Raw genomic sequence first — 19,449 nt, forward strand, 5'->3', positions numbered from 1 at the left:
GTTTTACATCAATTTACGGCGCCTTGTCACGCGAATATCGAGATCTGTGACCTTTTTTCTGAGGGTATTGCGGTTAATGCCCAAAAGATCAGCGCATTTCGCCTGATTTCCACCTGTGGCTTCCAGCGAAATCTCCAACAAAGGCCTTTCAACTTCGCGTAAAATACGCTGGTATAGCCCCGGCGGCGGCAAGACACCCCCATGCAGATCGAAATACCGACGTAGATGTTTGTTAACAGAGGCCGACAGTTTTTCGCTATCCCCGCCGCCAATAAGAGGCTCGATTTCGGGCTGGTTGCCCAGAACGGTTTCCACCTCGACACGTGTAATTTCTTCTTCCGGGCTGGTTACGATCAGGCGGCGGATCGTATTTTCAAGTTGGCGAACATTGCCCGGCCAACTATAGGCACGGATCATTTCCAGCGCATCACGGGCGAAATGTCGTTGCGGCGCGCCGTCACGTTCAGACCGGGTCAGGAAATGCTCTGTCAAAAGCGGGATATCATCCACCCGTTCACGCAAAGATGGCACGGTAATTGTCACGCCGCCGAGGCGGTAAAACAAATCCTGCCGAAACGCACCGTTTTCCAGCTTTTCCATCAGATCCTGCTGGCTGGTGGCCATAATACGTGGGGCATCTCCTGTCAGGCTGTCCAGCATCCTGACAATTCGGGCCTGCGCCGCCATATCCAGATCGCTGACCTCATCAAACAGGATGGAGCCCCCCCGCGCCCGGCTAAGGATCGTGGCGGGTCCGTCCATTGCTTCCAGGTCGGTCGGTGTCGCTATGACAAACGGCAGATTGCGTCGATCCGAGAAATCATGGATCGCGCGGGCAATCAGGCTTTTGCCCGTGCCGCTTTCGCCTGTGATCATTGCAGCCAGATCGGTGTTCATAACCCGTGCCACCAGACGATACAGCGCCTGCATTTGCGCAGTACGCCCTACCAGCGGCAAATCATCACCCGGCTCGTTTGCCACCTCGCCCGCGCGTCTTGCAGGTGTCACACGTTTCTTTTCCAACGCTCGCGCCGCCCGTTTCATCAGATCAGGCAGATCGAACGGTTTCGGCAGATAATCATAGGCATCCGCCTCTGTCGCCTGAATGGCGGTCATGATTGTGTTTTGCGCCGAGATCACAATCACCGGCAATGACGGGCGCTGATCTGCAATTGTCGGCAAGGCATCCAGCCCGTTTCCATCGGGCATGATCACATCCGAAATAACCAGATCGCCCTTTCCTTCCCCGACCCATCGCATCAATGTGGTCAGAGAGCTCGTGGCATGCACTTTACATCCTGCCCGTGTCAGCGCCTGCGTCAGAACCGTGCGTATTGTGCGATCATCATCTGCGACCAGTACCGTGCCGTCCATACCTGACTACTCCTCAATCTAAATCTTACTCAGTCTCGTCTTTCGGGGCGACCGGCAGTGAAATTCGAAACACCGTGCGCCCCGGCACGCTGTCCATCGCAATCCAGCCGTCATGTTCCGAGATGATCTTTGACACCAAGGCCAACCCCAACCCCGTGCCGTTTTCACGACCTGATACAAATGGCTCAAACACCTCGCCCGCCAGATCAGCGGGCAGTCCGGGGCCATCATCAATGATTTCCACCTGCAAAGGTACGGCGCTGCGACTGCCATCGGGGCGTTTTACCCGCAGGGACATCTCGTAAAAGGTGCGGATACGGATCGTGCCACCAGACGGCTCTGCCGCTTCCGCCGCATTTTTGAGAAGGTTGAGGAAGACCTGCAACAACTGATCGCCATCGGCAAATGTGGGTGGCAGCGATGGGTCATAATCCTCAACGATACGCATATGCGCGGCAAAGCCCACTGCCGCAGATTTCTGCGCCCGGTCCAGTATATCATGGATGTTCACGGATTTGCGCAAAGGCGGGCGCAGGTTGCCGAATTGTTCCACCTGTTCCAGCAACTTTACAACCCGGCGTGTCTCTTCCACGATTAAGTCTGTCAGTTCAATATCATCACCAGACAAGTTCATGCTCAGCAACTGTGCCGCCCCAGTGATACCCGCAAGGGGGTTCTTGATCTCATGAGCCAGCATTTCCGCCATGCCAATGGCGGATTTGGCAGCGGTTTTGGTCTGCATCGCACGACCCATCTTGTCGGCAATCTCGCGCGGCTCCATCAGGATTAGGATATAACCTGGCCGATCCACCATAGAAGACAGCTGCACATTGCATTGCACCGGCGGCCTGTCGCCCGAGCCAACATCGACCGTGTTGACAAACAACGCGCTGTCACTGCGACGCACCCGCGTCACAGCGTCTTCCAATGGCGCATCCACATGCAGCTTGTCCCAGACCGGCGCACCGCGTAAATGCTTGGCAGAGGTGTTAAAGAACAGTTCGCCCGCCGGGTTAACCTCGGCAATCAGATTGCCCTGATCAATAACCAGCGCCGGAACCGGCAACGAGGTCCAGAGTGTGTCGAAAAATGCAGCCGTCATGCAACGGCCTCTTGCGTGTCCTGCAACGCATCTGGCAGCCAGCGAATTACATCTTCGGGCACACGCGATGTCAAAACCTGCCGTCGCAGCGCCGGCCCCGCGCCAGCCCCATCCAGATACCAGCCCAAATGCTTTCGTGCGACGCGCAAGCCCAGATCACGCCCATAAAACGTCAGCATGTCCTCGTAGTGGGTAATCACCATATCGCTCAGCGCTGTGCCCAGCGGAATATCCGGCGCGTTACCACCAAACAACTCGGCCGCAACCTGCGCAAGCAACCACGGCTTGCCCTGCGCGCCCCGTCCGATCATCACGCCATCAGCACCAGATAGTTTCAACGCCTGACGGGCTGTGCTCGCATCAACAATATCGCCATTGGCAATCACCGGGATTTGCACCGCTTCTTTCACGGCACGGATCGCAGGCCAGTCGGCGCGGCCTTTATAAAACTGGCAGCGTGTGCGGCCATGGATCGTGATCATCGCGATCCCCGCGGCCTCGGCCCGCGCCGCAAGCTCTGGCGCGTTCAATAGGTCGTCATCCCAGCCCAACCGGGTCTTCAAAGTCACCGGCACATCCACAGCCCCCACCACGGCGTCAATCAACCCCAACGCGTGGTCGAGATCTTTTAGTAGGGCCGAGCCGGAATATCCGTTCACAACCTTCTTGGCGGGACAGCCCATATTGATGTCGATCACCCGCGCGCCATTGGCCGCAACCCGGCGCGCAGCCTCGGCCATCCAATAGGCCTCCCGTCCGGCAAGCTGCACAGAGGTATTGGCGAATTGCGTGCCCAGCTCAGCGCGTTCACGCACGCCCGGTTTTGCCTGCACCATTTCCTGCGAGGCGACCATTTCGCTAACCACCAGCCCCGCCCCAAACCGCGAGACCAACTTGCGAAACGGCAAGTCAGTGATCCCGGCCAAAGGAGCCAATATCACGGGTAGTGTTAAAACATGATTTGCCAGTTGAATCGACAAACGCTCAATCCTTGTGCACACATCACTCAGCTAGAACGGAAAGGGTCTAAAGACAACAAATTGGTAGATATTTATAATGGAAAACGAACTTTGCCTATTTTTTAGACATTCATGCTTGGGCCATTGTACCATTTTGCGCGACATCCTACACAGACCCCCATGACACAGCCACCCGCCCCCCTTGTTGCTGCCGTAATTGTTGCCGCTGGACGTGGTGTCCGTGCTGGTGGCAAACAGGCCAAACAATGGCAGGTTGTTGCGGGTAAGCCTGTTGTGGACTGGACTGTTGAGGCTTTCTTGGGCCATCCGCGCATATCCAGCATCATCCTCGTGTTACCGCTAGGTCAGACGACGCTTCATGAACAGCCTAATATGCAGGCACTTCGCGTGGTAGAGGGCGGTGCAAGCCGACAAGACTCGGTTTTGGCGGGCCTAGAAGCCGTCGGCGGCGATCACGATCTGGTGCTGATCCATGACGTCGCCCGCCCCTGCATCCGCCCTGAGGTGATAGACCGGGTGCTGGACGCGCTTGAGACATATCCCGGTGCCGCCCCCGGCGTTGCCGTCACTGACGCGCTATGGCACGGAACGGATGGTTTGGTCAGCGGCACGCAAGACCGCGCAGGGCTGTTTCGCGCGCAAACGCCGCAGGGCTTTCATCTGGAGGCAATCCTTGAAGCGCATCGCGTTCATACGGGGCTGGTGGCCGATGATGTCGCAGTTGCCTGCGCCGCAGGTCTTGAGGTTGCCATTGTGCCCGGTGATCCGGCTAATATAAAAATCACCACCCCCAGCGACTTCGCCCGCGCAGCCGCAATTTTGGAGGCCCAGATGCAGATCCCCGATATACGTGTCGGCAATGGTTTTGATGTCCATCGTTTCGGCGATGGCGATCATGTAACGCTCTGCGGTGTTGACTTTGCCCATGATCGCGGGCTGCAAGGCCATTCCGACGCTGATGTGGCCCTGCATACGATCACCGACGCGATCTATGGCGCTCTGGCACAAGGCGATATCGGTCAGCACTTTCCGCCCTCGGACCCGCAATGGAAAGGCGCGGCCAGTCATATCTTTCTGGACCATGCCCGCGCCATGGCCACGGAGATGGGCTTTACCATCACCCATGTGGATTGTACGCTGATCTGCGAAACCCCAAAGATCGGCCCACATGCTTTAGAAATGCGCCAGAAACTCTCGGAATTGCTGGAAATTTCTTTTGACCATGTCAGCGTCAAAGCAACAACATCTGAGCGTTTGGGCTTCACAGGACGTGGTGAGGGTATTGCCTGCATGGCGACCGCCACATTAGTAAAACTATGAGCAAACTCATCGCAACATTCCTCTATGTCGGCCTATTAAAACCCGCGCCTGGCACATGGGGGTCTGCGGCTGCGATCCCTGTTGCTTGGGTCATTTTTCTTGTGGGCGGCTGGCCTTTGCTGGCGTTGGCCTGTGTGGCGGCTTTTCTGAAAGGATGGTGGGCCACAGCGGAATACACCGCAGGGACCGATAATCACGACCCGTCCGAAGTGGTGGTTGATGAGGTCGCAGGTCAATGGATTGCCCTTTTGCCTATTGCCGTTGGGGCGACCCATGCAGGGGTCTCTTTCTGGGCGCTCTGGCCCGGCATCCTGACCGCTTTCATCGCCTTCCGGCTGTTTGACATCTGGAAGCCCGGCCCCATCGGCTGGGCAGATCGGCGCAACGATCCGCTTGGGGTGATGCTGGACGACGTGATCGCAGGCGTCTTCGCTGCGATAACTGTTATGATCGGTGCAGGGCTGTCACATGGGTTTTGATCTGACAACACAGGTTCTGGAAGCCGCCCGCGCGAAACATATGATGATCGCCACCGCCGAAAGCTGCACCGGCGGGTTGATTGCAGGCGCTTTGACCGAAATTCCCGGCAGCTCGGACGTAGTAGACAGAGGCTTTGTCACCTACTCTAACGCGGCGAAAATGCAGATGTTGAATGTCTCGCCCCAAACATTGGATAGGTTTGGCGCTGTCTCAGAACAGGTCGCAGAAGAAATGGCCGATGGCGCGCTCGCGCGCTCTGACGCGGGGATTGCGATCTCGGTCACAGGCATCGCTGGCCCCGGAGGATCGCAGCATAAGCCCGAAGGCCGTGTCTGTTTCGGTCTGGCCTGTGTCGTTATGCATACGACAAGCGAGACACAGGATTTCGGAGCCCTTGGTCGGTCAGAAGTGCGTCGTATCACCGTGGAGCACGCCCTGAAATTACTTTTGCACAGACTGGAGTAAAAAACGCCTTAAAAGTAGGCGAACACATCCATTTGCGACCAACTATTAATCACTTTGCCTATTGCTTTCTTTTTAACCGCTTTAGAATAAGCCTGCCTCTTTTCCTCGCACCTTCATGCCTGTTTCTGGATCAAACGGAAAAATGAGGGGATAGAATTATGAACGGAGCGGATACCGCCTGGATCATTGTGGCGACAGCACTGGTGCTGTTTATGACATTGCCGGGGTTGTCATTGTTTTATAGTGGGCTTGTACGCGCGCGCAACGTGCTGAGCGTTTTCATGCACTGCTATGCGATTGCCTGTCTGATGAGCATCCTTTGGCTGGCCTTTGGGTATTCGATTGCCTTTGGCAGCGGGACATCGGGCTATTGGGGTGGATTGGACAAAATGTTTCTGCTTGGCATAACCGCAGACAGCCTAAGCGGTACATTGCCCGAAGTGTTGTTCTTTGCGTTCCAGATGACGTTTGCGATCATCACCCCTGCCTTGATTGCCGGGGCTTATGTGGAACGGATTGGCTTTGGGTTCGTGCTTGTCTTCTCGGGGCTGTGGATGCTGCTCTGCTATGCGCCGGTCGTGCATTGGATCTGGGGCGGAGGAATGCTGGCGGATGGCGGCATCTTCGGCGAAACCGGTGTAAAGGATTTCGCAGGGGGCATCGTTGTGCACGAAACCGCCGGGCTGGCGGCGCTGGTGATTGCAGTGCTGTTGGGGCCGCGCAAGGACAAATCCAAACCGCCGCATTCCCCCGGTCTGGTGATGATCGGCGCAGCCATGCTGTGGGTCGGCTGGTTCGGCTTTAATGGCGGCTCGCAACTGGCAGCGGATGGGGGTGCTGCCATGGCGCTGACTGTCACACATATCTCGGCTGCTGCGGCTTCGCTGACATGGGCGCTGTGGGAAAAGATCAAATACGGCAAGGCATCAATGGTTGGTCTGGTGACGGGGACGATTGCAGGGCTTGCCTCGATCACCCCCGCTTCGGGCTTTGTTGGCCCGATTGAGGCGCTGATTATCGGTGCAGTTGCAGGTATATTGTGTCAGGAAGCTGTCGGCGTTGTCCGCAACATGCTGAACATCGATGATACGCTGGACGTCTTTGCCGTGCATGGCGTCGGCGGTATTTTTGGCACGATCATGATTGCCCTCTTCGGCGCGGGCGCTTGGGTTGCGCAGTTAGGTTCTCTTGTGATTGTCGGTGTATTCACAATCGTTGTCACATTCATTCTGGTCAAACTGGTCAGCCTGATCACCCCGCTACGCGTCAGCCCCGAGGATGAGACAACCGGCCTTGATCTGTCCGCCCATGGGGAGCGGGCTTACGATCTCATGTCCTGATACGCACCAGACCTGACAACGAAAAACGCCCGACTAAAACCGGGCGCTTTTTCATTTTAACTTTTTCCAATATTCTGCCTTGAAAATCCCGATGATGACCCCCAATTATGTAAATGTGAATAACATTCACATGCAATAAGACCCTATCGCACCCATATATAAGGAGCACCAAATGAACACCGTCACACATCATACCTCGGGCAATTGGTTTACCCGTGCCGAGATGTGGCTTGATGAACGAGGCAAAGGCGCGTGGATCGCCGCTATGGTTCTCGGTTTCATCTTTTTCTGGCCGGTCGGCCTTGCCCTTCTGGCCTACATGATCTGGAGCAAACGCATGTTCAATAAATCTTGCGCGACACGTCGCAATCCTCTGCCCTCTTTCGGGGTGAAAAGTTCCGGCAACACAGCCTTTGACGCCTATAAAGCCGATATGCTGCGGCGTCTGGAAGATGAGCAGGTTGCATTCAAAGCTTTCCTGCAACGTCTGCGCGACGCCAAGGACAAGTCGGAATTCGACGCTTTCATGGAAGAACGCGCTGAAGCAACGGCAAAAGGCTCTGACGCCTGATCTCAGAAAAGGCGCCCTGAAATGGCGGGGCGCCCCTTCCATCACAGCACAGGAATTCCCATGTATCAGACCATGAATGATAACAGATCCGCCCTGCCCGATCCAATAACTCAAGCTGCGTTCTATGAAGGCGTCGCTATCAAACGGTTTATGGCTTGGGTCGTCGATACGGTCCTGATTTTTATCGCCAGCGCTTTGGCGGCGACGCTGCCTCTGTTTATCGGGTGGTTCTTCTTCCCACTGATCTTTCTGGCCATCAGCTTGCTATACAGGATCGGCACAATCGCCAATGGCTCAGCCACGCCCGGTATGCGTCTGTTCAACATTGAGCTACGCAACAATGACGGCATGCCCCTTGATGGGACTGAGGCCGCCTTGCATACGATCGGCTTCATGATCGCCAGCGCGTTTTTTCTGCCGCAACTGGCCTCCGCCATCATGATGCTGGTGGGCGCACGCGGTCAGGGTTTGCATGACCTCGTAACGGGTGTTGTGGCTATCAACCGCCCCTCACGATTCTAATATGCAGTTAACCTTACGGTAAGTCTTTCCCAACATACTGAAATCAAGCCATAAAAAGCGTTTGTGGCTTGATGGCTGCATTGCTAGGGTTTTGACAACGGATATACGAAAGACCTGATGCGCCATACGCTTCCTCTTGCCCCGCAGTTCTATGTGACTGCGCCTCAAACCTGTCCTTACCTTGATGGCCGGCGGGAACGTAAATTATTTACCGCTTTGCAAGGTGAACACGCGAATACATTGAACAATACCCTGTCCAAACAGGGCTTCAGACGGTCGCAAAATGTGCTGTATCGCCCGTCTTGCGCGGACTGCTCGGCCTGCCTGTCCGCCCGGATTGCGGTCAAGGGTTTCGCACCATCCAAAAGTCAGAAGCGCACACTCAAGCGAAACGCGGCCCTGACACGGGAAGCCACGTCGCCATGGGCGACAGAAGAACAGTATGAGCTGTTCCGCCGCTATCTGGACAGCCGCCACGCAGATGGGGGCATGGCGGATATGGATGTGTTTGAATTCGCCGCGATGATCGAGGAAACGCCGGTCAAAAGCCGCATCATAGAATACTGGGACCGGACCAACCCTGAAGGGCATGAACTGATTGCCACCTGCCTGACAGATGTGCTCGATGACGGGTTGAGCATGGTTTATTCCTTCTATGACCCGGACCGAACCCGCCACAGCCTTGGTACCTACATCATTCTGGACCACATCCGCATCGCCAAAGAAGCGGGCCTGCCTTATGTCTATCTTGGCTATTGGGTGCCGGGATCAAACAAGATGGGCTACAAGGCGAATTTCTCGGCGCTTGAGATATTCCGTGGCGGTGAATGGCAAGCTTTGGGTGAGGTGCAGGATTATTCTGCCGATACGCACCCACTGTCTGTGGACCCGATTGCCGAGCAAGTCGCCCGGATCAGCCTGCCCGACACGCGCGCACCAAAAGACTAGTGACCCATATCGGGGCATTAGCACTTGTCGTGCCGGATTATGATGCAGCGATTGCGTTTTATGTCGGCAAGGTCGGATTCGAACTGATCAGCGACACCCCTCTTTCCGATACAAAACGCTGGATCCTGATCGCCCCCAAGGGCGCGCAAGAAACACGTATCCTGCTGGCCAAGGCGGATGGCCCGGATCAGGTGGCAGCCATCGGCAACCAGACCGGTGGACGCGTTGGGTTTTTCCTGCACACGGATGATTTCGACCGGGATTGTGCGGCAATGACAGCGGCAGGCGTTTCCTTTGAGGAAAACCCAAGGATCGAATCTTACGGCAAAGTCGCAGTCTGGCGCGACCCCTGGGGCAATCGCTGGGATTTACTGGAGCTCTATTAAAGCGGTTTGCGTTTGATCTGAATCGAAGGGGGATTCACACGGAGCTGTTTGTGTGCTTCACTTCCTCTGGGAGGTGGATCATGGGCAAACCCTACTCTTTGGACCTTCGGGAACGGATTTGCGCTTACATTGCCAAGGGAAACTCAGCGCGTTCGGCTGGGCGGCTTTTTGGAGTTAGCGCTGCGACGGCGGTCCGTTTTGCGGCAGAGCATCGTGAACGCGGCGCGATAGCGCCCAAGCCTCAAGGCCGCCCGTCTGGTCAATTTGGCAAGCTTGCGCCGCACCGGGATTTTCTGCTGGAGATCGTGAAGGCCGAACCGGATATCACGCTCAAGGAACTGGCTGCTGCCCTCCTGCAAACACATGGCGTAGACGTTCAGCTATCGTCGTTGCACCGCGCCCTCCATCGCGCCGGGCTTTCATATAAAAAAAGGACTGATCGCGGCAGAGCGTGATCGGCCCGTGGTGCGTCAAGCCCGCCGTGACTGGATCACGCGCCGTCAGCCCCGCATGCGCCAGGAGCCGCACAGACTGGTCTTCATTGACGAGACGGCGGTGAAGACCAACCTCACACGCCTGCGCGGGCGAGCTCCAGTCGGGGAGAGGCTCTACGGCACCGCTCCCTTTGGCAGATGGGGGACGCAGACATTCATTGCCGGTCTGACGCAAGACGGGCTGATCGCTCCTTGGGTGATCAATGGTCCGATGAACGGACCTACCTTCGACACTTACGTCGACACACAGCTGGCTCCAGTGCTTGATCCCGGAACAGTCGTCATCCTCGACAACCTGTCCACCCACAAAAGCCCGCGCGCCGCCGAAGCCATGCGCAAGCGAGGCTGCTGGTTCCTGTTCCTGCCCGCCTACAGCCCCGACCTAAATCCGATCGAAATGGCCTTCTCCAAACTCAAAGCGCACCTTCGCCGCATCGGAGCAAGAACTTTCGATGCCTTGTTCGAGGCTCTTGGCGATATCTGCAACATGTTCAATCCAAACGAATGCTGGAACTTCCTCAAAGCCGCCGGATACGCCTCAGATTAAATGCAAAACGCTTTAGCCCATCAATTCCCTATCAAATTCGGCACAATTGTCACGACGCCCGGGAACAGTGCCAGTAGTATCAGTCCCAAAATCTGGATCAGCACGAACGGGATGATGCCGCGGTAAATGTGGCCCGTTGTCACCTCTTTTGGGGCGACGCCGCGTAGATAGAACAGTGCAAAGCCGAAGGGTGGCGTCAGGAAAGAGGTCTGCAAATTCACCGCGATCATGATTGTCACCCATTTCGGATCCATCGTGCCGCCATAGATCACGGGGCCCACGATTGGGATCACGATGTAGATGATCTCCAGGAAATCCAGTACGAAGCCCAACACGAACAGCACCAACATCACAATGATGAAGACCTTGAACTCACTGTCGAAACTTTTCAGGAAATCCTGAATATAGTGCTCACCTCCGAATGAGATCACCACGAGGTTCAGCAATTGCGACCCGATCAGGATCGTAAATACCATCGAAGTGACTTTCGCGGTCTCGCGCACCACAGGGCTTAGCACGCCAGAGCGGAACAAGACCCAGCATCCAAAGATCAAGCCGAACATCGCATAAAGATAGGCAGCTTTTGCAGCAATGAAGGCCAACCAGTTTTCGGCGCTAACGCCTTCAAGATTGACACGCAGGTCGAAATTCACACCCAAAAGGATCATCACAATGACTGCAAATGTGGTCATCAGAATGACCCGGCCAGAATTGCCCTCGTCCTGAAGCTTGCGGTAAGCGGCCAGCATGATAGCCCCGCCTGCCCCAAGGGCCGCAGCCGGTGTCGGGTTGGTGATCCCCCCAAGGATTGAGCCCAGAACCGCGATGATCAGTACAAGCGGCGGGAACACCACCCGCAGCATGTCATTCTTTGCCAGGCGCCCTGCCGCCTTAGCGCAACCATAAAGCGCGAGCGCCACTGGAATTGCCAGAAGCAGCGTTGTCGCCCCAGGCGATGTCAATGGCGAGATCAGGACCGTGTCGACAAGCAAGCCCAGCAATATGCCTACAGCGCCGACAATCAACGGAAGCGGTGCACTGCTTGGGGATACCCCGCGCGCAGTTGTCAAAACCAGCGCGAACAGTGTCAATGCTACAGCAACCCCTGTCCCAATCGGGGCAGCGGCAGCCACTTTGGCATCCCGCGCGGCGACACGTTCTTCAATGCTGAGTGCCTGCGCCTGCTGAACACCGCCAGCTTCATCAATCGCTGTCTGTTCGGCTACGGCCGCGTCCCAGGCCACTTGCCCGTGCAGGTCAATCATAGCCTCCTGACAAGAAGGGGGGACATTGGTGCGCAGGCTGGCGGATCTCGCCAGCGTCCGAGAAGCTATCGACCACGATATTCTGGCTACCGATGACGTTAACCTGCATCAGCACAATGAACAGACCGATCACACCAACAGGGGCTGCCAGAAACCATGTCAGCGCATCACCACTGGTAATCGGCTCGGAATTTGTCGATCCCAGCTCTACCGCTGGGGCTTTGGTCGGGTTCAGAACCGCATAGACAAACGCATAAAGCGCATAGAGCACCGCCAGCAAAATCCCCGGCAGCAAAGCCGCCTGAAACAACGTCCCGACCGAGACCACCGCAGGTTCGCCCAGATAGGTCAACGCATCGCCACACCCCACGGACTGCGCCCGTTCTTCCTGCGCGGCAGCATACAGGTCGCCCGCCAGCGTGCCCAGCAAAACAATCACGATAGAGGGCGGAATGATCTGCCCCAGCGTGCCTGACGCTGCAATAACGCCCGTTGCAAGCTCTGGCGAATAATTGTTTTTCAGCATGGTCGGGAGGGACAAAAGCCCCATGGTCACAACAGTCGCGCCGACAATCCCGGTCGAGGCCGCCAAAAACGCGCCCACAACAACAACGGATACAGCCAGACCACCGGGCAAAGGCCCAAAGACGCGGGCCATGGTGGTCAGCAAATCATTGGCGATTTTCGAGCGTTCCAGCGTGATGCCCATCAGCACGAACATCAGGACGGCCAGAAGCGTCTCGATCGATTGACCTGCCAGCACACGCTCATTGATACGGTTGACGATGAAGGACACGTTACGGTCCAGCGCAGTTTCCCAGCCCGACGGGAAGACGGGCTCCCCTATTCGGGGTAAATCCGGATTTCGGAAGATGGATATACTATCCGGTTTTAATCCTTCTTGGATCAAAGCTGCATATTCCGCAGAGCTTTTGTCAATCGCCTGATGGATCAACAAACCCGAACTGTCGAGCGCCGCGATGATGGCGAACGAAATAACGGCAGACCCGCCAATGGCAAAGGCCACCGGGAAGCCTGACAAAATACCGCCAAACAGGCAGAGGAAAACGATGATCAGGCCAATCTCTACGCCATCAAGTCCAAATAACATCTGCTCTGCCCCTTAATGGATTTCTGCAACAAGCTCGGCTTCAGCATCGCCTAACTTGTCTTTATCGAGATATTTTCCTTCGCTCTCTGGCCCCTCTTTCCACTCCAGATAAGAGCGGTAGAAGAAGGCGATTGCTTGCAGGAACACCATGGCCGCAAAGGTGCAAAGCAAAACCTTGAACAAGAAATACGCGTTAAACCCGTTGGGCGAGAAGCCAATGGTTTCAATATTCCACCGCACGCCGCGGGATTTCGCAATGAAGCGTTCCAGCGTATCAGAGGCCGATACCGGCGGGTTTATCATGTTGCGCCACAGGAAATACCAGCCATACATCCAGACCAGCACGGCGGCAGGCATCATAAACAGGATCGAGCCAAGCATATCGATCACGCGCTTGGTGCGGAATTTCACTGCGGAATAGACAAGGTCGACCCGCACATGCCCCCCTTGTACGAAGGTGTAGGTACAGCACAGGCAAACAACCAAAGCGTTGTAGAATTTTAGCTCTTCCGCCCACCAGCTTATGTCAAAACTGACGGGCATCCCGAACCCGAAAGACAGCTCGGCGCGGGTAAATATCCGCTGCATGAAGATGATGATGATCTGCTGCAACACCATCAACAACCCGGCCCAGGCAAAGAAACGACCGACCGTGTTGGCAAACCCTTCAAGCACCCGCACGCACCCCCACATGAAGGTGTTGCGGTACAGACCGATGCCTGTAATCAGCAGGAACAACGTGAAAACCACAAAGAAAAATTCGACGGACCCACCGTAATAGATAAACTGCATCAACGCGGTTTTATCTTCCGGTGTGTTGGCCCAGCTTAGCCAATCAAGCCATTGCATCGGATGGGTCAGCGCATACCCGAAATTATAGAACGCTTCGAGCATGTTGCCCGAGAAAAACTGCAGCCAGCCAGACGCCTGAAACTTGTCGAGACAGCTTATTGTCTCTTCTGCTTGAGCACTGAAAAAGCCCGAGCATTCAATCTCTTGTTCCATAGGTCATCTCCCGCTGACATAGGTTCAGACACCACTTCTTATGGTGGTTGTCCGAGAACCGGGCCCTTACAAAAAGGCCCGGAACTGTGTTCAAAGATATTTTAGGGACGTGTTAGCCCGCAACGCGGTCGCGCTGATCGCGATAGGCAGATTCCGATCTCACAATCCAGCCCGAGGATGCAGCCATGGAGCTTTCATAGCTTGCCCGCAGACGATCATAGATCTCGTCCCCATTATACTGATCTTTGGTTTCTTTTGCAGCAACGCCCATTGCATCCCAGACCGTATCCGGGAATTCGAGCACTTTCACGCCGCCCGATTGCAGACGCTGCAGGGCGGAACCGTTATTGTTAAGGAATTGTGCCAGATTCCACTGGTGACATTCGCCAGAGGCGATCTCGATGATCTTTTGCTGGGTTGGGGTCAATTCGTTGAACACGTCAAGGTTGGTCGCCAGTGTCAAGCCAGCGCCCGGCTCATGCATACCGGCTGTGTAGTAGAATTTGGTAATTTCCTGGAAACCGGCTTTTTCGTCAGCCCATGGACCGATCCATTCGGTGCCGTCAATCGCACCGGATGCCAGTGCCTGATACACTTCCGCACCGGGAAGATTCTGTACCGAAGCCCCCATTTTGCCGATCACTTCGCCACCCATGCCGGGCATGCGGAACTTCAAGCCGTTGAAATCCTCTGGGCCGTTGATTTCCTTGCGGAACCAGCCACCCGCCTGAGCGCCAGTATTGCCTGCAAGGAATGACTTCAGACCGAAGATTTCGCCCAGCTCATCATGGAACCCTTGTCCTTCACCGTGGTAATACCAGTTCGCAAGCTCTTGCGCTGTCATACCAAAGGGCACTGAGGTAAAATAGAAATACCCAGGGTGCTGATTGCCAAAATAGTAGTCAGCCGCGTGATACATGTCAGCCTGACCAGACGTCACCGCATCAAACACTTCAAAAGCGCCCACGAGTTCGCCTGAAGCTTTAACATCCACGGTCAAGCTGCCATCAGTCATTGCATTTATCGAGTCAGCAACACGCTGAGCCGCGTCAAACACGCCCGCAAGGCCCCGGCCCCAGCTTGTGACCATTGTCAAAGTCCGCTTGCCCTGCGCATAGGCTGGCGCGGCCAGTGTTGTTGCCGCAGCGGCGCTGCCGCCAAGTGCAGAAGTTCTTAGAAAAGAACGACGATCCATAGGTGTCTCCTCCCAAAGTTATCGTTGGCATCCCCCATATGGTCTATGCCGACGGATCGTTACGATGGCGCGACCTTATCCATATGTAACAGGGGCGTGAATACCCATAGACGGGTAGTTTTGCGCGAATTGTCAAAAAGTTTGACCAATTTTGAACATATGATAGCGCTAACCGCCGGATTGACCGATCTGTTAGCCTATCGCATCTTACGATTCGTAAGGAAAAAGCCGCTACATGCTGAACCGCATACGCACAGGTTTCAAACTGACCTACGGCCAGAAGATTTTTCTTCTGGCGACGCTTCCATTGGTGCTGGCTGTGGCGGCAATTTCGTTTGTTGTGACCAATCAAAGCAGACAGTTGGCTGAAACTGAAATTCAAGAGCTTGAAACCCAACTCATTGAAGCGAAACGGGCCGAGCTGAAAAACTATATCAACCTCGCCCGTACCGCCATTGGCCCGATCTACGGTAACGCAGCCCCAGATGACGAAACCGCAAAACTGCAAGTGACGCAAATTCTGTCGGCTATGCTTTATGGGCAGGACGGGTTTTTCTTTGTTTATAAATATGACGGCACCAATCTCGTCAGCCCCCGTCAAACCTACCTTATCAACAAGAACTGGCGCGGTTTGGCGGATGCGAACAGCGTCCCTGTTGTGGATCAGATCATTGAAACCGCGCGCTCTGGTGGCGGCTATCACACTTATGACTGGCCGAAACCTTCCAGCAATGAAACCGCTCGTATGGTCACATATGTCATTGGGATGCAGGATTGGAAATGGGCTTTGGGGACAGGCATTTTCATCGATGACGTTCTGGAAACTGTTGCAACAGCGCGGGCCGATACGCAGACACGGGTACGTCAGACATTCGTGTATATCATCCTGATTACCATGATTGCCCTTATGGGCGTTTTTGTGACTGGACTGCTATTGAACCTGCGCGAACGGCGGCTGGCGGATGCAAAGCTGAAAGCCTTGACCGAGCGGATTTTCGACACGCAAGAAGAGGAACGCGGCCGTGTCGCGCGCGAACTGCACGATTCCATCAGCCAGCTTCTGGTTGGTATTCGTTATGCGCTGGAACTGGCCCGGCGACGTGTCAGCAAAGGTGATGCGCGCGCAGCGGACGATCTGAACCGGGGCATCACTGGCCTGTCTGAAGCAATCCACGAGGTCCGCCGTATCTCAGCCGATTTGCGGCCCGGCGTGCTTGACGATCTGGGCCTTGGCCCTGCCTTGCAATCGCTTATAAAGGATTTCGGCGAACGCACTGGGGTCAAAACCACATTCAAAACCGTTGTGTTCCGCAACCGGCTCGACAAAGATGCTAAGATCGCGCTTTATCGTATCGCGCAGGAAGCCCTGACCAATATCGAGCGCCACGCCGAAGCCTCCAGCGTTTCGGTCGAAATCTTCGGACACCGCAAGGGGGCTACAATGCGCATTCAGGACGATGGCAGAGGGCTTTTGGCAACGCGGGATCAGCAACCGGGCCTGGGTCTGCGCAATATGCAGGAACGCATTGACCAGCTTGATGGCACCTTGCGCGTTCTGGGCTCTGAGGAAGGCACCATGATCGAGGCTTCTGTGCCGCTCAGCCACTTACTACCCCCCGAAGCAGATGCTCAAACAGGCAAACAGACGACCAAAAGGAAAACTGCATGACCGCCCCGACCCGCGTTCTGATTGTCGATGACCATCCGATGGTCGCAGACGGCATCCGCGCCATTCTGGAAACCTATGACGACCTTGAGGTGGTCGGCACGCTGTGCAACGGGCAAGAGGTGATCGATCAGGTGCGGCACTTGCGCCCGGATGTGATCCTGATGGACCTGAATATGCCACAGCTAAGCGGGTTAAGCGCCACGGAAATTCTTCTGGAACGCGATCCGGCCACCCGTATCCTAATCCTCAGCATGCATGACGCGCCAGAATATGTCTCGACCGCCATGCGCCACGGTGCCCGGGGCTACGTGCTCAAGGATGTTCCGACCGAGAAAATCTACACCGCCATTCAAACCGTCATGCGGGGCGAGACCTATCTGTGCACCGGCGCATCAGCCTCCCTGTCGCCGGGCACAGGCGACGGGCGCGAACCCCTGACCGCGCGCGAACAAACAATCCTGCTGCAACTGGCCCAAGGCAAATCAAACCGGGAGGTCGCCGCCGAATTGGACATCTCGGTTCACACGGTCGAAACCCACCGCAAGAATATTAAACGCAAACTCGGCATCACCTCGACCGCTGGCCTGACCCGCTACGCCATGGAGCACGGCGTTCTACAGGGCACCGGCAGCGGGTTTTAACGGAACGGTTGATTGTGCATTCAAGCGCGTCTTGCGCTTTCTGATTGGAAGAAATCCCACCCCTGACATCCCCCATACCCATCATTACATTTGCGTGCTATAACCCAGAAACTAAGCAATTTTTCTGGTGGGAGGACACAATGTCATTGATGAATATGGTCACGAAAGTCGCGATCGGTTTCGCGCTGGCCAAAGGTATGGATAAGGTTCAAGATTCTGGCGGATTGGGCAAGATGATGGAAGGTTTGACCGGCGGTGGTGGTGCTCAGCAAGCCGGCGCGGGTGGCGGTCTTGGTGGTATGCTGGGTCAACTCACCGGTGGTGGCGGCGCTGGCGGCGGGCTGGGCGATATGCTGGGTCAGTTGACCGGCGGCGGGGCCGGTGGTGCCGCAACAGCCGGCGGACTTGGTGGTCTCGGCGGCCTTCTGGGTGGTCTGGCAGCAGCCAAAGGTGGTCAATCGCAAGGGCTTGAGTCCCTGCTTGGTCAAGACAACCCGGCAGAAGAGCCGCCCGAGGAAGAAACCGCAGGCCTCATGCTGCGCGCAATGCTGCAAGCTGCCCGCGCGGACGGTGACATTGATGCAGGAGAAAAAGCACAACTGATGGAGCTGATTGGCGATGCTGACCCATCAGAAATGGCCGTCGTCGAGAGCGCGATGCAACAACCCGTCAGTGCTCAGACTTTGGCCGCTGATACACCCAAAGGCATGGAAACACAGGTTTATTCCATGTCTGTGATGTCAATAAACCCGGATAATCAGGCCGAAGCAAGCTATCTGCACGAACTTGCCACAGCGCTGGGCATCGGCCAAGCCACGGTCAATGAAATCCACGATAATTTCAACGCCCCACGGCTTTACAGCTAACACATTCGCAGCCTTGACGCGTCCGCGCATGTCTCAAGGCTGCGAGATCACACCACCCCCGACCGGTTGCCTGACCCCTGTGGTGGTCGGGCAGGATGTTGGCAATCCGCGCGCAACGCGGACGGCAAGATAGGCAAAGGCCTGTGCCTCTAGCATGTCGCCATCAAGTCCAGTGTCGTCTATATCGCGGATTACTACCTTAGCTTTGGATTGCAAATCATTCATAAAGAATAAATTTTTTCGACCGCCACCCGTGACAAGAACCTGTTCTGGCAAAGCCGGAAGATGGGTCAGACCTTGCACCACAGCCTCGACGGCGCAGGCTGTCAGTGTTGCGGCTGCATCCTCGACGCTTAAACTTTCAACCGCAGGCCCAAGATCCGGGAAGTCGTCCCTGTCCAAAGATTTCGGCGGGGCCACGTGGAAATACGGGTGTTTCAGAAAGTCGCGCATGACGGATTGATCCACCTGCCCTTTTGCAGCGCAAGCGCCGCTTTCGTCATAGGCAAGCCCCAGCCGCGCCTGCATCAGATCGTTAACAGGCGCATTGGCGGGCCCGGTGTCAAATGCCAAAAGCGCACCATCTGCTTCGGGTGTGTCTTTGCGCGGGTCCACGTAAGTTAGATTGCCCACCCCGCCAAGGTTGAGAAACGCCAGCGGCCCGTCTGCCGCCATCCATTTCGCACAGGCAAAATGATAAAACGGTGCCAGCGGTGCGCCCTGCCCGCCTTTTGCGACGTCTTCGCTGCGAAAATCCCAGACCACTTGGGCCCCCAAACGCCGCGCCAAGGCTGCACCATCACCCGCCTGATGCGTGCCCCGCCCCGCAGGGTCATGGGCCAAGGTCTGGCCATGAAAGCCAATCAGCTGAGCCCACTCAAAGCCTTGCAACAGCTCTGCATGGGCGTCTTCGACGACCTGCGCCGCGGCTGCGACATCCGGATCGCCCGGCCACTGGCCTAAAGCTTTGCGCAGCACGCCGCGCTCACCCTCGCTATAGGGCCGGTAGGCGGTCTGCCCAAACTCAAGTATTTGCACGCCATCCGTTCGGATCATCGCCGCATCCACCCCGTCAAGGGATGTGCCGGACATCGCCCCCAAGGCCCAAACTGCATCGCCTGTTTTCAAAGCCTTCCCCTTACTGTTCAGCCCCGGTATAGAGACGCGA

General features: G+C 56.0%; 18 protein-coding genes and 1 pseudogene. 12 read left to right on the forward strand and 7 right to left on the reverse strand.

The window, feature by feature from the left end:
* Positions 1-3: 3 nt before the first annotated feature.
* From ACZ1HF_RS04215 to dusB, 3 genes are read right to left on the reverse strand one after another with little or no spacing between them, the layout of a single operon-like run.
* A complete protein-coding gene (locus tag ACZ1HF_RS04215) occupies positions 4-1,374 on the reverse strand; it encodes a response regulator (RefSeq protein ID WP_472656324.1) in 1,371 nt (456 codons plus the stop codon).
* A 25-nt stretch (positions 1,375-1,399) separates the two neighbouring features.
* Positions 1,400-2,476, reverse strand: a complete 1,077-nt coding sequence (locus ACZ1HF_RS04220; RefSeq protein ID WP_472656325.1) for a two-component system sensor histidine kinase NtrB — start codon at positions 2,474-2,476, stop codon at positions 1,400-1,402.
* The gene (gene dusB, locus ACZ1HF_RS04225; RefSeq protein WP_472656326.1) at positions 2,473-3,456 is read right to left on the reverse strand and encodes a tRNA dihydrouridine synthase DusB; all 984 of its coding nucleotides are present in this window, start codon (positions 3,454-3,456) and stop codon (positions 2,473-2,475) included. Before dusB ends, ACZ1HF_RS04220 begins: the two co-directional genes overlap by 4 nt.
* A 159-nt stretch (positions 3,457-3,615) precedes the next feature.
* Between dusB and ACZ1HF_RS04230 the strand changes: the two genes are divergently transcribed.
* The 9 genes from ACZ1HF_RS04230 (at position 3,616) to ACZ1HF_RS04270 (ending at position 10,529) form a co-directional block, all read left to right on the forward strand.
* Positions 3,616-4,776 carry a bifunctional 2-C-methyl-D-erythritol 4-phosphate cytidylyltransferase/2-C-methyl-D-erythritol 2,4-cyclodiphosphate synthase gene (locus ACZ1HF_RS04230; RefSeq protein ID WP_472656327.1) on the forward strand — a complete coding sequence of 387 codons (1,161 nt, stop codon included), beginning with the start codon at positions 3,616-3,618 and terminating at the stop codon, positions 4,774-4,776.
* Positions 4,773-5,255: a phosphatidylglycerophosphatase A family protein gene (locus ACZ1HF_RS04235; protein ID WP_472656328.1), complete on the forward strand. Its 483-nt coding sequence runs from the start codon at positions 4,773-4,775 to the stop codon at positions 5,253-5,255. The genes ACZ1HF_RS04230 and ACZ1HF_RS04235 overlap by 4 nt, the downstream gene beginning before the upstream one ends.
* Complete coding sequence (locus ACZ1HF_RS04240) at positions 5,245-5,721, forward strand: CinA family protein (protein WP_472656329.1); 477 nt, start codon at positions 5,245-5,247, stop codon at positions 5,719-5,721. Before ACZ1HF_RS04235 ends, ACZ1HF_RS04240 begins: the two co-directional genes overlap by 11 nt.
* A 158-nt stretch (positions 5,722-5,879) precedes the next feature.
* Positions 5,880-7,061, forward strand: coding sequence for an ammonium transporter (locus ACZ1HF_RS04245; RefSeq protein ID WP_472656330.1), 1,182 nt, complete (start codon positions 5,880-5,882; stop codon positions 7,059-7,061).
* A 172-nt stretch (positions 7,062-7,233) separates the two neighbouring features.
* A complete protein-coding gene (locus ACZ1HF_RS04250; RefSeq protein WP_472656331.1) occupies positions 7,234-7,632 on the forward strand; it encodes a DUF2852 domain-containing protein in 399 nt (132 codons plus the stop codon).
* 60 nt (positions 7,633-7,692) lie between these two features.
* Positions 7,693-8,154 carry an RDD family protein gene (locus ACZ1HF_RS04255; RefSeq protein WP_472656332.1) on the forward strand — a complete coding sequence of 154 codons (462 nt, stop codon included), beginning with the start codon at positions 7,693-7,695 and terminating at the stop codon, positions 8,152-8,154.
* A 117-nt stretch (positions 8,155-8,271) separates the two neighbouring features.
* Complete coding sequence (locus ACZ1HF_RS04260; protein WP_472656333.1) at positions 8,272-9,102, forward strand: arginyltransferase; 831 nt, start codon at positions 8,272-8,274, stop codon at positions 9,100-9,102.
* Positions 9,102-9,488 (forward strand): VOC family protein, encoded by a 387-nt coding sequence (locus tag ACZ1HF_RS04265; protein WP_472656334.1) that lies wholly within the window; start codon positions 9,102-9,104, stop codon positions 9,486-9,488. The genes ACZ1HF_RS04260 and ACZ1HF_RS04265 overlap by 1 nt, the downstream gene beginning before the upstream one ends.
* An 80-nt stretch (positions 9,489-9,568) precedes the next feature.
* A protein-coding gene (locus ACZ1HF_RS04270) for an IS630 family transposase (RefSeq protein ID WP_472656335.1) occupies positions 9,569-10,529 on the forward strand; the annotation gives its coding sequence in 2 pieces (ribosomal slippage) (positions 9,569-9,913 and positions 9,915-10,529; 960 coding nt in all).
* A gap of 20 nt (positions 10,530-10,549) precedes the next feature.
* On the opposite strand, the pseudogene ACZ1HF_RS04275 reads toward ACZ1HF_RS04270, so the two are convergent.
* The 3 genes and pseudogenes from ACZ1HF_RS04275 to ACZ1HF_RS04285 form a co-directional block, all read right to left on the reverse strand.
* A pseudogene (locus ACZ1HF_RS04275) lies at positions 10,550-12,905 on the reverse strand (TRAP transporter large permease).
* Positions 12,906-12,917: 12 nt separating this feature from the next.
* Positions 12,918-13,910, reverse strand: a complete 993-nt coding sequence (locus tag ACZ1HF_RS04280; protein ID WP_472656336.1) for a TRAP transporter small permease subunit — start codon at positions 13,908-13,910, stop codon at positions 12,918-12,920.
* 112 nt (positions 13,911-14,022) lie between these two features.
* Positions 14,023-15,105 (reverse strand): TRAP transporter substrate-binding protein, encoded by a 1,083-nt coding sequence (locus ACZ1HF_RS04285; RefSeq protein ID WP_472656337.1) that lies wholly within the window; start codon positions 15,103-15,105, stop codon positions 14,023-14,025.
* Between the two features lie 235 nt (positions 15,106-15,340).
* On the opposite strand from ACZ1HF_RS04285, the gene ACZ1HF_RS04290 reads away from it, so the two are divergent.
* From ACZ1HF_RS04290 to ACZ1HF_RS04300, 3 genes are all read left to right on the forward strand, one after another.
* Positions 15,341-16,774 carry a cache domain-containing protein gene (locus tag ACZ1HF_RS04290; protein ID WP_472656338.1) on the forward strand — a complete coding sequence of 478 codons (1,434 nt, stop codon included), beginning with the start codon at positions 15,341-15,343 and terminating at the stop codon, positions 16,772-16,774.
* Entirely contained in the window at positions 16,771-17,415 is a 645-nt protein-coding gene (locus tag ACZ1HF_RS04295) for a response regulator transcription factor (protein ID WP_472656339.1), read from the forward strand. The genes ACZ1HF_RS04290 and ACZ1HF_RS04295 overlap by 4 nt, the downstream gene beginning before the upstream one ends.
* A 140-nt stretch (positions 17,416-17,555) precedes the next feature.
* Positions 17,556-18,281, forward strand: coding sequence for a tellurite resistance TerB family protein (locus ACZ1HF_RS04300; RefSeq protein WP_472656340.1), 726 nt, complete (start codon positions 17,556-17,558; stop codon positions 18,279-18,281).
* Between the two features lie 33 nt (positions 18,282-18,314).
* Here the strand turns inward: ACZ1HF_RS04300 and ACZ1HF_RS04305 are convergent, their stop codons facing one another.
* Entirely contained in the window at positions 18,315-19,409 is a 1,095-nt protein-coding gene (locus ACZ1HF_RS04305) for an anhydro-N-acetylmuramic acid kinase (protein ID WP_472656341.1), read from the reverse strand.
* Positions 19,410-19,449 lie beyond the last annotated feature (40 nt).

The sequence above is a fragment of the Litoreibacter sp. GN1-5 genome, assembly GCF_055693805.1.